Consider the following 13,111-nt stretch of genomic DNA (forward strand, 5'->3'; position numbering starts at 1 on the left):
AGACTTTGTAACACTAATCAAGGATGATGATTGTGTTAGAGGCCTAAAAATTATTGAAGATGGTCAGGATGTTCTTGTCAAGGCCGGAGTTTCCCAAGTCGCTGCCAAGAACCTGCTTGGAAAGTTAGGTGTCTCATCTATCTGTAATATCTTAGGTGCAATTAAAATGGCAAAACATCTAAGATTAGGACCTGATGACAATGTGGTTACAATTGCAACAGATGGTTTTGACCGTTATCCATCAGTAATAGAGGAGTTAAAGGAAAGGTATCTTGAATACGAAGGAATGGTTTTAGAAAGATGGTTTAATGATATTTTCTTAAAGGCAGACGAAGAAAACATTTACGATTTCCGCAGATCAGACAATAAAGAACAACTATTTAAGCAAAAAGAAAAAGATTGGTTGCCATTTGGTTACTCAAAAGAATATATTGACTCCATGAGAAGTATGAATTTCTGGGAAGAAGAGTTTGCAAAAATTGAAAAGTACGATAAAATGATTAAAGAACTAAGGTAATTAGAGAAATTTTAAGTGAATATCTTTAGCAATATATTACAGCACTGAAGGCACTTATTCTTGGTGCTGTATTTATTTCCCCGCCAACCTACCATTTGTTAAAAATGGTAGGTTTTTATGCATCTGTCATAGATGGATAGCAGCTTCCTCGCTACAAAAAGTACAGCAAATATTAATACCATTTAACTATCGAGTAAAGCAATGAAGCAGTAAACTGTTTCATTGGTACAATCAATAAAGAACTTTAATGTATCAATAAAACAAAGGAATATTGACTAAAGTAACGAATATAGCATTATGATAATATAACAAAATAATTTGTTTGGAAGGTGAATGTGTTGGCAGAAAGAAAAAGACTTGGTTTAATCGTACCTTCTTCTAATAGTGTAATGGAAGTCGATTTCTACCGTAATTTACCCCCAGATATGACATTGCATGTAGCTCGTATGTACCTCTATGATACAACTGTAGCTGGTGAGGAAGAAATGTTGGATGTGCATTTTCCAAAAGCACTAAGCGACTTAGCTACTGTAATGCCAGATGCCATTGTTTTCGGCTGTACCTCAGCTGGGGCTCTGAGGGGTAATGCTTATGACGAAGAGCTATGTGCAAAAATTACTCAAGTTGCCGGTTGCCAAAGTATTAGCGTTATTGCTAGTGTACGCCAAATGTTGGAAAAGTTGAAGCTTCAGAAAATTGCAGTAATCACACCTTATATTGAGGCACTTAACCAGAGGATCAAGGCCAGCCTAGAAGCAGATGGAGTATCTGTGGAGGCTATTCATGGATTGGGTATAGACCATAATCACTCCATAGGGATGGTTGAACCTAACGACATTCTTAAATTTACCATGGAAAAGGTGCATGGATTAGCAATGGATGGTGTATTTTTATCTTGCACTAATTTTAGAGCTATGGATGTTTATGAAAAGTTGCAAGAAAAGCTTGGGATGCCAGTGATTACCAGCAATCAAATTGCTTTGAAATTTGCTTTGGAAGCATTGCAAAAATAATTGCAGGCAAATAATTGCCTAGTTTTGAGGAGCGATAAGATGGGTATAACTGTACGGCAAGCATTAGAAATTGGTTCTTTGAAACAAGCAAAAGTAGTAGGTGGACATCAAGGATTAGATAACGTTATTACTATCGTAAACATCATGGAGGTCCCTCAGGTAGCAAAATGGATGAAGGGAGGAGAACTCCTTGTCACAGCAGGCTTAACATTGAAAGATGACCCAGATTTGCGAAAAAACTTAATTTATGAGTTAGCCCAAAAAGGTGTTACAGCGTTTGGTATAAAGCCTGGACAATATTTTGACAAAGTCCCCGAGGATATGATTGAACACGCCAATGTAGTTGGAATGCCTTTAATTGAGTTACCAAAAGACGTGCCTTATATGGATTTCATGCTTCCTATTCTGGAAATCTTAATTAATAATCAGCTTTACCTTCTGAAAAAATCCGAAGAAATCCATAATAAGCTTTTAGAGGTATTTTTAGCTGGTTGGGGTGTTCCTAGTGTTTGCCAAGCATTATCTCAATTGGTTGGAAACCCGGTGTTAATTGTAGAAAGGGGAAGCAATCTGTTATCAAGTTCATGGCCTACTTCCTTGGAATGTGAACCGGATAAATGGTACCAGGAAATAATGCTTAATTTGGATAGTCGGGAAGAGGAGTTACTCTCTTTAAATCCCCATCGCGGGCATAGATTTAAACTATTTTCAGAAGATACTGAACAAGACATTATCATTGCCCCAGTAGAAATCAACGGTTCAATTAGTGGATATCTAGCCATTTTGGAACACTCCAGAAAATTGGATGATCACGACTTGATGGCATTACAGCATGCTTCAACAATTGTAGCTTTGGTATTTGTAAAGGAAAAGGCCATTTTTGAAGCTGAACGTCAAATCCGTAGTGAACTTTTAGAGGATTTAATTGCTGGGAGTTTTCGCTACGAAGAAGCAGTAATCAGAAGAGCTAGCTATCTAAATTTTAACTTAAATACACGTCTAGCAGTATTTACCCTAGATATTGACCGGTTTGAAAGTTATCTGGCTACTGAAGCACGCAGAGATGAAAGTCATGTTCAAGAAGTTAAGTCCGAAATTTTGCAGGTAGCTCATAATATTTTTCTAGATTATCCTGGTGGAGCTATGCTCTTGGCAAAAAGTGATAGTGTAACCGGCTTAATACGTTTGTCAACAGTTGATGAAGTGAAAATACTGCGTGCAAAAATTGAAGAAGTTATGCGTGCAATTATAAGAAAATTTCCAAAATTAAAAATTTCTGCCGGCGTGGGTAGATCTTTAAACGGTACACGATCTATAAAACAATCTTATGAGGAAGCGCTAGTTGCCTTACGGGTAGGACGTTTTATGTATGGCTTGGCTAGTTTAACGTTCTTTGACGATTTAGGGCCTTATCTATTTTTGTATGAATTGAAGGATTCGTCGGCCGTACAAAGCTTTTATCAAGATAATCTGGGTAAAATTATTTTATATGACAAGCAAAACAATACAGAACTATTAAAGACCTTGAAATTTTACTTTAAAAACGATTGCAACTTGCGTTTAACGGCTGAAAGCCTATTTATCCATAAGAATTCCGTGATTTATCGGGTCAAAAAAATAGAAGAAATTACAGGTCTAAACATGACTAATACCGATGACCGGTTTAACCTGCAGTTGTGTTTAAAATTGGGTCAAATTATTAGTGATGTTTCTACGGGTATGAACAAAACCCGTTAGAAAGACCATACCTCTAGCCTATAGACACAAACGCGACGACAGAAGATTGGTTTAGTGGTCTAAAGGAAGTTGTAATGTTGGTGCAGAACTCCATAAAGTACTAACAGACTATTTAAACTAATCAAAATTGTCGAAAGGTGGGAAAAATATGGCAGATTTAAGAGTTAACTATGCAGGAGTGGAATTTAAAAACCCATTGGTTCTTGCTTCCGCAACACCCGGTTGGGATGGAGAAGGAATGAAAAGGGCGGGATTGGCAGGGATTGGTGGAGTGGTCCCTAAGACAATAGGCCCGAAGCAAGATTGGGCCGCTCATCCATGTAATGGCAGATTGCATTTAGTTAGACATGGTGGTAAACCTATCGGCATGGTTAACTTGGAACTTTTCACAACTAAATCAAGGGAAGATTGGATTAGTGAAGACTTAGTCATTGCTAAAGAAGGCGGAGCAGTAATGCAAATTAGCATTCTTGCCATGCCAGAGCCGGAAGAAACGGCAAAATTGGTTGAAGAAATCCAGAGCACCGGTATGGTAGATCTTTTAGAATTAAACGTATCCTGCCCGATGCCAGCGTCCACCGTTGGCATGCATATTGGCAAAAGTGCCGAGCGAACTTATCAGCAGGTGAAAATAGCAAAAAGTGCTGCAAGGATTCCCTTTACAGTAAAAATGACACCAAACGTCTCCGATATGGTAGAAATTGCCCAAGCTGCAAAAGAAGCGGGAGCTGATGGTTTAACAATCAGTAACTCAATCCGCTCCTTTGCCGGAGTTGACATTGAAACCGGATTGCCTTTGTTGCGAGGCTATGGAGGATATACAGGCCCTGCAATTAAACCGGTAATCATGCGCCACCTTTCTGAGGTAGCCCGGGCAGTAGATATTCCCATTTCAGCTATTGGCGGTGTCATGAGTTATAAAGAAATCGTGGAATACATCATGCTAGGTGCTACAACAGTTCAAAGTTGTACGGCAGTAATGTGGAACGGCTATAGCGTAATTACGAAAATGCTAAAAGATCTGGAAAACTGGATGGATCTCAAGGGCTATAAATCCTTGAACGAAATTCGAGGCATTGCCTTACCCCACATTACTACGGTAGAAGAACTAGCAAAATTACCTGCGAAGTATGCAAATATTGATGAAGATAAATGTACCAACTGCGGCGTTTGCAAAAAAGTTTGTTTCTATCGTGCTATTTCAGAAGGAGATTCATCCTATCAAGTTAATCAAGCAGATTGCGACGGTTGTGGTCTGTGCACGCAATGGTGTTCAATCGGTGCCATTGAGTTAAGAGAAGCAAGCAAGTGTTTTTTAAAAGAAGTCAACTAGTTAGGAGGAAAGATCAATGCTTATAAACTTGGAAGGCGCATATGATTTACATGTACATACCACCCCTTGCCTTTTCCCAAGGCTTTGCGACGATAGAGAAGCAGTAGCCGCAGCCGCAGCCGCAGGTTTAGGAGGAATGATGCTCAAGTGTCACCATGAAAGTACAGTAAGCAGGGCTAGGGAGTTACAGAAAGACTATGACACCTTCAATGTATATGGCGGCATTGTTTTAAATGATTATGTGGGTGGTATTAATCCCATGGCAGTAGAAGCAGCCTTAAAAATGGGAGCAAAAGAAGTATGGATGCCCACCATTGATGCCGATAATCATGCCAAAGCACATGGTTCCAAAGGGAAATACGATGTTCAAGCAGGCGGTAACACAGGGGACATTGATGAAACCAAAGGAGTCAGCGTTTTTGATGCAGAAGGAAATATGACCAAACAAACCATGGAAGTGTTGAAATTGGTCGCAGAATATAACGTAATTTTAGGAACCTGCCACCTTTCTCAGCAAGAAATATTTAAAGTGGTTAAGACAGCTAGGGACATAGGTGTGCAGAAGATATTGATTACTCACCCGTTCTTTAAAGTGCCAGCTTTTGCCGTGAGCCAGATCAAAGAACTGGTTTCAATGGGTGCAATAGCCGAATTTGGATATTGCTCTGTATCTCCAATGTGGCACTATGCAACTGTTCAGGAAGTAACAGCAGCAATTAAAGAAATAGGGGCACAAAACTGCATTATCATTAGTGATGCCGGACAACGTCATAACCCCATGCCCCATGAAAGCTTACGGGTGTTTGCTCAATGTCTTTATGAATGTGGGATAACTAAGGACGAGTTAACGATTTTAATGAAAGAAAATCCTCAGAAATTAGTTAAAGAATAAGGAGGTGCAAACTTTTGCGGGTACTGGATTACTATCAACCATTGGCTTTAAATGATGCTCTTGTCTGTTTGAATAAATTTCCTCAGACAACTAAGCTCTTAGCGGGGGGAACTGATCTAATCATTCAAATGAGGGAAAGGTCTGTAGAAGCCGACTATATAGTTGATTTAGCTAATGTTCTGGAGCTAAAGGGGATTGGGCAAGACGGTGACTATTTAGTTATTGGCAGTATGGTCACGTTTGATGAGATAGAGCACAACAATTTAATTAATGAGTATATTCCGATCTTAGCTAAAGCAGCAGGTGCTATTGGTTCACCTCAGATCAGAAATGCAGCCACCATTGGCGGCAACATAGCCAATGCCGCTACCGGCGCAGATAGCTTACCTGCACTTCTTGCGCTTGAGGCAAAAGTGAGGTTGCAAAAAGTTGAAAGCACAAGAGAAGTCAGCCTGGAAGAAGTTCTGGTTGGTGTAAATGAAACAAACATTGCGCCGGAGGAAATTTTAACGAGTATTATAATTCCGATCCCTCAAACAAACACCAAGATGGCATTTGTTAAATTGGGGAGGAGAAAAGCTTTAGCCATAGCTCGCCTTAACCTAGGCATAACATTAAAAATTTCCAATGAAGAAATAATTGAGAAAGCAACCTTAGCACTAGGAGCAGTTGGAGTTACTGCTTACCGTGTGCCTCAGGTTGAGGAACTTTTGAAAGGTAAGTCTTTAACAGAAGATACTATTTCCGAGGCTTGTAGTTTAGTTTGCGAAGTTGTAGCAGGCAAACTTGGTACACGCCCAACGGCAGAATATAAGAAGACAATTGCCAAAGCAGCACTATTTAAAGCTATCGTAGCCATCCAAGAAAGTCACAGGGGGTGTTAACTTGAAAAAAATAAGTTTAATTATTAATGGTTCACCCAAAGAGATAGAAGTTGCACCAACTATGAGGCTGCTTGATGTGATTCGTGATGTGCTTGGTCTGACCGGAACCAAAGAAGGCTGTGGTGAAGGGGAATGTGGTGCTTGCACAGTTCTTATTGACGGTAAACCGGTTGATTCCTGCCTGGTTTTGGTAGGGCAAGTACAGGGAAGAGAAATAACCACAATTGAAGGCTTAAGTAGTGGCAATGAACTGCATCCTTTGCAAAAAGCTTTTATTGAGGAAGGGGCCATTCAATGTGGCTACTGTACACCGGGAATGATTTTATCAGCCAAATCGCTGCTTGATAGTAATCCCAAACCTAGTGAAGAAGAAATTCGCCGTGGTATTTCAGGTAACCTCTGCCGCTGCACAGGCTATAAGAAGATAGTTAAAGCCGTTCAGGTTGTTTGCTCAGGAGGTGACGATAATGAATGATTTTTCTATTGTCGGTCACAATCTGCAAAGAAAAGATGTTGAAGCAAAAGCACTCGGAAAGGCCGTATATACAGGAGACATGAAGTTTGATGGACTAATTTATGGTCAAGCTTTACGTAGCGCATATCCCCATGCCAAGATTATTAGCATCGACACAAGTGCAGCCGAAGCAATGTCTGGTGTTTATGCTGTCTTAACAGCTAAAGACATCCCAGGAATTAATATATTTGGCCTTGCTATCCAGGATCAGCCAGTTTTAGCCCAAGACAAAGTAAGAATGATGGGAGATGCAGTTGCTCTTGTTGCCGCTGATTCGGTAGATTTAGCTGAAGAGGCCTTACTAAAAATTAAAGTTGAGTACGAAGAATTACCCGGTGTATTCACAATTGAAGATGCCTTAAAAGAAGAAGCCCCCAAAGTGCACGAAAAGGGGAATCTCCTGCAGTATACCCAGTTGAGAAAAGGGAATGTTGATGAAGGTTTTGCCAAGAGTGATCTTATCGTAGAAAATGTCTACCAGACCCAAAGGGTAGATCATGCATATATTGAACCGGAAACATCAGTAGCCTGTCTGGGTTATGATGGAATTCTAACTGTTTGGAGTTCTACCCAGTCTATTTTTCGGGATAGACGCCAGATTGCTCCTGTGGTAAATATGCCGATGAATAAAGTTAGGGTTATCCAAATGGTAACCGGTGGCGCATTTGGCGGGAAAGATGATATTACTACCGAGATCCAGGCGGCATTACTGGCCATCAAAACAGGAAGACCTGTAAAAGTTGTCTGGTCAAGACATGAGTCTATGGTCTGTTCCACAAAAAGACATCCTATGAAGATTTGGATTAAAACTGGCATGAATAAAGACGGCATGCTAATGGCTGTGGAAGGGACTATCCATAGTGATAAAGGAGCCTATTGCTCCATCGGAAATTTTATCACTAAGAAAGCCGGTTTGCATTTGACCGGGCCGTATTATGTGCCCCATGTGGCAGTCGATACCTATGCTGTTTATACCAATAACACTATTTGTGGACCATACCGTGGTTTTGGTATCCTTCAAGCATCTTTTGCCCATGAGTCACAGATGGATATTTTGGCTGAGAAGTTAGCCGTAAGCCCATTGGAAATACGTATGAAAAATGCTCTGAAGGCTGGGTTAACTAACGCAACAGCTCAAGCCTTTGAAGAAGGAGTAGGTTTCTATGACACCCTCTTAAAAGCAAAAGAGTATATGGAAACTTATGATTTGGAAGGAGGTGTCAGGTAGATGAGAAAAAGAGGTCGAGGAATAGGGTGCAGCCTTTATGGAGTCGGCTATGGATTTAATCGACCTGACCATTCTGGGGCCTATGTAGAAGTTGCCGATGACGGTACTGTTACGGTCCTAAGCGGAGCATGCGATCTGGGCCAAGGCTCGGACACTATACTGTGCCAAATTGCTGCGGAAGAACTGGGGATAGCCTACGATGATGTACGGATTATAAGTGCCGATACGGCAGTAACTCCTGATGCACAGGCTAGTACCGCCAGCAGGCAAACCTATGTTTCCGGAAGTGCAGTAAAAAGAGCAGCTGCCGATGTTAAAGAGAACTTTCTCAAATTAGCTATAGAGTTACTAAAATGTGAGCTAATAGATATCATAATTAAAGACGGAGTAGTAAGCTGTAAAACTGATGCAAGTAAAACACTCAAATTCTCTGAGCTGGCATGGCAAATGCATCAACGAGGAAGACAATTCATTGGATTTGCTTTTTATGATAACACAACTGCTGATGTTGACTCAGTCACAAACCAGGGTGATGCTTATGCTCATTATATTTATGGTACCCAGGTTGCCGATGTCGAAGTAGATACAGAAACCGGCGAAGTTACGGTACTGAGGATTGGGGCTGCTCAGGACTGCGGGAAAGCTATCAACCCCAAAAACGTGGAGCAGCAGATGGATGGTGCGGTTGTGCAAGGAATGGGTTATGGCATCATGGAGGAAATCATCTTAAAAGATGGAAAAACTCTAACCCCTTCTTTTACCAAGTTCCTAATCCCAACATCGCAGGATGCACCAGATATAGTAACTTATATTGTAGAGGATCCTGACCCCAAAGGACCATTTGGTGCCAAGGGCCTTGGTGAAGGACCAATTATTCCAACTGCAGCAGCGATTGTAAATGCTGTTTATGATGCAATTGGTGTGAGAATCACTAGTTTGCCTATTACACCTGAGAAGATTTTAGCTGCTTTATCCAGCAAAGAGTAGGGCAAGTCTTGATAGAGGGGGCAGAGAGGAGTTGAGAATAAGTAGATTGATTGGGTTTGTTTTTAGATCCGAATAATAATATTTTAGGGAGGTTTTAAAGAGTGAAACAAGTATGGTACAAAAAGTTGTCAGTTTTAGTGTTGTGTATTTTTGTCCTTGGTTTCCTAGCCGGTTGCGGTGGAGGTAAGACTTCAGGAGAAAGTAATGACAAGGAGAATAAAGATGCTGCTCCACCACCAGAAAAGATCGTTATGAAGTTTGCTCACGATCATATGACGGGATCTCCTTTCCATAAATCAGCTGAGCACTATAAAGAATCAGTTGAGAAGAATTCAAATGGCAGAATAGAAGTGCAAATTTATCCAGCTCAGCAATTAGGAAGTGCGAGAGAAATGATCGAAGGTATGCAGATGGGTACTGTAGAATTAACATTATTACCAACTGCAAAGTTTGGTGGATTTGATCAAAAATTAACAATTGTTGACTTACCGTTTCTTGCCCCTAATGAAGACGTTCTTTTTGAGTTATTAGACGGGGATATTGGAAGAGAAATCATGAGTGGTCTCGATAGTATTGGTATTATGGGTGTATCTTTCTACGCAGAAGGATTCAAAGCTTTTACCAGTAACAAAGAAATTCACATGCCAGACGATTTCAAAGGTCTAAAGATTCGTACCATGGAAGCCCCTGTTATCATGGCCCAGTATAAAGCTTGGGGTGCCAATCCGGTTCCTATTGACTTTGCAGAAGTATACAACTCTCTTCAACAGAAAGTAGTAGATGGACAAGAAAACCCTATAATCAGTATTCACGATATGAAGTTTTATGAAGTACAAGATAATATGGTTTTGTCTGATCATGCCTACCTTTCTTACTTTATGAGTATAAGCAAAAAATGGTTTGACAGTTTACCGAAAGACTTGCAAAAGATTGTTTGGGACGCCGGACTAGAAACAGCTCAATACCACCGAGGCTTGATGGATGAAGCTAATGCGACTTACATTGAAAATATTAAGGCCTATGGAACAAATGTATATCCATTAACACCAGAGCAAAAAGAAGCTTTCAAAGAAGCTAGTAAACCAGTTTACGATGAGTTTAGGGATGTTATTGGTGCAGACCTGTTGGAAAGATCTTTAAAATTCATTGAAGAAAACAAATAACTAAAAGGGGAGGGGGTACTTTAAATTCTTGCCCCCTCTTATTTTACATCATATTCTAGTGAACTTGGGCTCTCAGTATCTATATTTCAACACTAAAGATGCAAGTGCCTTATGATGTATAGAACAGGATAAAGAAAGGCGTTAACTATAATACAAGGGGGAAAGAAAAGTGTCTAAACTAGATAAAGTCTTGACATCAATTGAAGAAAATATTAACGGAGCCCTCCTCCTGTCTGCAACAATTGTACTTTTTGTCAATGTTGTATTACGCTATGTCTTTAAAAATTCTACTACTTGGGCTGAAGAGGCAATTAGATATGCAATAGTTTGGGTTACTTTTTTTGGAGGAAGCCTGTGCGCACGAAAAAGAATGCATGTTGGTATAGATATTTTTGTTCAGATGGCACCCCCTTTAGCCAAAAAGATATTAATGGCTTGTGCCCAACTGAGCGCAGCTTTGTTTACTGCACTTATAACCTACTTTGGTATTGTTTCTACTCAACTTGTTATTGAAACTGCCCAGAAAAGCCCTGCAATGTTAATGCCGATGTGGATTGTTTACATCGCTATGCCCCTGGGAAGTGCATTAATGACAATTAGATTTGTAGCTACGGCCATAGCAATTTTAAAAGGCAAATCATTTGGGGTTGAGATGGTTAGAGAAGATGGCTCAGTAGACATTTTGAGACTATAGGAGGTAGCATTGATGATCACAATGTTGTTTATTATACTTTTTGCCTTGTTGTTTTTGAGTTCGCCGGTTTTTATTGCGTTATGTTTATCTGCCCTTTTGTCATTTGTCTTATATACTGATATGCCTCTGACAGTTGTGGTTCAAAGAATGTTTGGCGGTATCGATAAGTTTGCACTAATGTCAATCCCTTTCTTTATTTTGGGAGCCAATGTTATGAAAGTTGGGGGAATAGCTACCAGAATCCTTAATTGGGCCCATACTTTAGTGGGCGGTTTTAAAGGTGGGCTAGCCCTTACTACGGAAGTAGCCTGTATGTTTTTCGGTGCAGTATCAGGATCATCCCCTGCAACAGTTGTAGCTATCGGTGGGTTAATGTATCCCGCGTTAAAAAAGAAACAATATAGTGGAGGTTTTTCGGTTGGCTTAATTAGTTCCAGCGGTTCAGTTGCTTTGCTAATTCCTCCTAGCATTAGTGCCATTATTTACGGTGCTGTTACTGGTGTTTCTGTTGGTGCCCTATTTATGGCCGGACTAGGGGCTGGTATACTTTATGGAGTGTTGTACTTGCTCTATTGTTATTGGTATGCCCATAAAACAGGGGTTCCTGTTGACCAAAAAGCAACTTATGCCGATAAAGTTAAGGCTACTAAAGAGGCCAGTTGGGCTTTGGGGATTCCGATAATTATTATGGGTGGAATTTACTTGGGCATTTTTACTCCTACTGAAGCATCAGGAATTGCTGCGGTCTATGCCATCTTTGTCAGTATGTTCATTTATAAGGAAATGGACTTAAGATCTTTGTTCAAAACCTGTGTTGCTTCTGCTGAATCTACTGCCCAAGTTATGATTTTACTGGCGGCAGCGTCCGTATTTGCCTGGATTCTGACTGTTGGACAGGTACCTCATAATCTTGCCCAGTTCATTGTAGATGCTAAACTTGGTCCGATCGCTTTCTTGATGATGATTAACGTGATTCTGGTAATCGCAGGGATGTTTATCGATGGTTCATCTGCTATCATTATTATAGCACCGTTAGTTTATCCTTTGGCCATGCAGCTAGGTATTAACCCCGTTCATCTAGGAGTTATTATGGTGGCAAATGCTGCAATTGGGATGTTCACCCCGCCATTTGGATTAAATCTCTTTGTAGCTCAAATGGCCACGGGTGAAAGCATGATAAACATCATTAGAGGTGTTATACCGTTTGTATTAATTAGCTTAGTGGCATTGTTGATAATAACATATCTACCGGATGTGTCTCTATTTATTCCACGGATGATTTATGGACCTGGGATTTAAGAAATTATAGAAGGTAGTATTATGTAAGTAACCTATATGCTTAAATGATATTATAAACCTAACCAGTTTGACATTCACAGCAACCTCTTTATGAGGTGGAATAAGTTTTAAAAGGCAATATAGATAATTACCTCCTCCTCTTAATACTGTTGAATTTATGTTCAGCAGTATTATTTATGGGATAATTATAAAGTTTAATTAGTTACTAACTAATTAAAGTATATTAGCCAAAAAGGTAACTTGCCGACATCAGTATTTATTAAATAATAAAAAAGCATTTTAATAGGAGGAGATTTTCATGTCTAAACAAAAGATTCCTTTTGGTCCAACTTATGAAGAGATGCTTCACCCAGAAAAAATATCCCCAGAAATCAGAGAAAAAGCTTTAAAAGCTAAAGCAGAAAATGAACTGGACCCAATTAATCTCTTTAATATTAGCTGGAAAAACGAAAAAAATGAAGTTAATAAAATTGTACTTCCAAAAGAATTAACAGGTGTTGACGCTAATATAGTCGTTATGCTTGGGACTCCTTTTCCATCTGGTTCTCACAAAGTAGGACCAGCATATGCTACTTTAATGGAAGGATGTGTAGATGGGGATATTATTCCTGGTGAACACACAATATTGGGTCCTTCTACAGGAAACTTTGGGATTGGTGTTGCGTATATTTGTAACCTGATGGGTTATGAAGCAGTTGTAATCATGCCTGATAATATGAGTAAGGAAAGATACGAAAGAATCGAAAAATATGGTGCTAAGCTTGATTTAACACCTGGGACAGAGTCCGATGTTATTCTTACTTTACAAAGAACCTATGAATTGAAAAAAGATCCAAAAAGTAAACCACTA

At 39.8% G+C, this 13,111-nt stretch carries 11 protein-coding genes and 2 pseudogenes; all 13 read left to right on the forward strand.

From position 1 onward, the window contains the following. The 13 genes and pseudogenes from APF76_02700 to APF76_02760 all read left to right on the forward strand — a co-directional run bounded on the left by APF76_02700 (nt 1) and on the right by APF76_02760 (nt 13,111). Nucleotides 1–517: pseudogene (locus APF76_02700) on the forward strand. 389 nt (nt 518–906) lie between these two features. After that, nucleotides 907–1,530 carry a hypothetical protein gene (locus APF76_02705; protein KUO51829.1) on the forward strand — a complete coding sequence of 208 codons (624 nt, stop codon included), beginning with the start codon at nt 907–909 and terminating at the stop codon, nt 1,528–1,530. 39 nt (nt 1,531–1,569) lie between these two features. Beyond that, nucleotides 1,570–3,267 carry a hypothetical protein gene (locus tag APF76_02710; protein ID KUO51819.1) on the forward strand — a complete coding sequence of 566 codons (1,698 nt, stop codon included), beginning with the start codon at nt 1,570–1,572 and terminating at the stop codon, nt 3,265–3,267. Between the two features lie 148 nt (nt 3,268–3,415). Then, the gene (locus tag APF76_02715; protein ID KUO51820.1) at nt 3,416–4,600 is read left to right on the forward strand and encodes a hypothetical protein; all 1,185 of its coding nucleotides are present in this window, start codon (nt 3,416–3,418) and stop codon (nt 4,598–4,600) included. Between the two features lie 16 nt (nt 4,601–4,616). Then, complete coding sequence (locus APF76_02720) at nt 4,617–5,492, forward strand: hypothetical protein (GenBank protein KUO51821.1); 876 nt, start codon at nt 4,617–4,619, stop codon at nt 5,490–5,492. 14 nt (nt 5,493–5,506) lie between these two features. Next, complete coding sequence (locus tag APF76_02725) at nt 5,507–6,376, forward strand: hypothetical protein (protein KUO51822.1); 870 nt, start codon at nt 5,507–5,509, stop codon at nt 6,374–6,376. A 1-nt stretch (nt 6,377) separates the two neighbouring features. Next, complete coding sequence (locus tag APF76_02730; GenBank protein ID KUO51823.1) at nt 6,378–6,851, forward strand: hypothetical protein; 474 nt, start codon at nt 6,378–6,380, stop codon at nt 6,849–6,851. Continuing rightward, nucleotides 6,844–8,118, forward strand: a complete 1,275-nt coding sequence (locus APF76_02735) for a hypothetical protein (protein KUO51824.1) — start codon at nt 6,844–6,846, stop codon at nt 8,116–8,118. Before APF76_02730 ends, APF76_02735 begins: the two co-directional genes overlap by 8 nt. After that, on the forward strand, nt 8,119–9,105 hold the full coding sequence (locus tag APF76_02740; GenBank protein KUO51825.1) for a hypothetical protein: 987 nt from the start codon (nt 8,119–8,121) through the stop codon (nt 9,103–9,105). 101 nt (nt 9,106–9,206) lie between these two features. Then, nucleotides 9,207–10,268: a hypothetical protein gene (locus APF76_02745; GenBank protein KUO51826.1), complete on the forward strand. Its 1,062-nt coding sequence runs from the start codon at nt 9,207–9,209 to the stop codon at nt 10,266–10,268. A 169-nt stretch (nt 10,269–10,437) separates the two neighbouring features. Further along, the gene (locus tag APF76_02750; protein KUO51827.1) at nt 10,438–10,962 is read left to right on the forward strand and encodes a hypothetical protein; all 525 of its coding nucleotides are present in this window, start codon (nt 10,438–10,440) and stop codon (nt 10,960–10,962) included. A gap of 12 nt (nt 10,963–10,974) precedes the next feature. After that, a complete protein-coding gene (locus tag APF76_02755; GenBank protein KUO51828.1) occupies nt 10,975–12,261 on the forward strand; it encodes a C4-dicarboxylate ABC transporter permease in 1,287 nt (428 codons plus the stop codon). Nucleotides 12,262–12,559: 298 nt separating this feature from the next. Next, a pseudogene (locus APF76_02760) lies at nt 12,560–13,111 on the forward strand.

The organism is Desulfitibacter sp. BRH_c19 (assembly GCA_001515945.1).
Taxonomy (GTDB): Bacteria; Bacillota; DSM-16504; order Desulfitibacterales; family Desulfitibacteraceae; genus Desulfitibacter.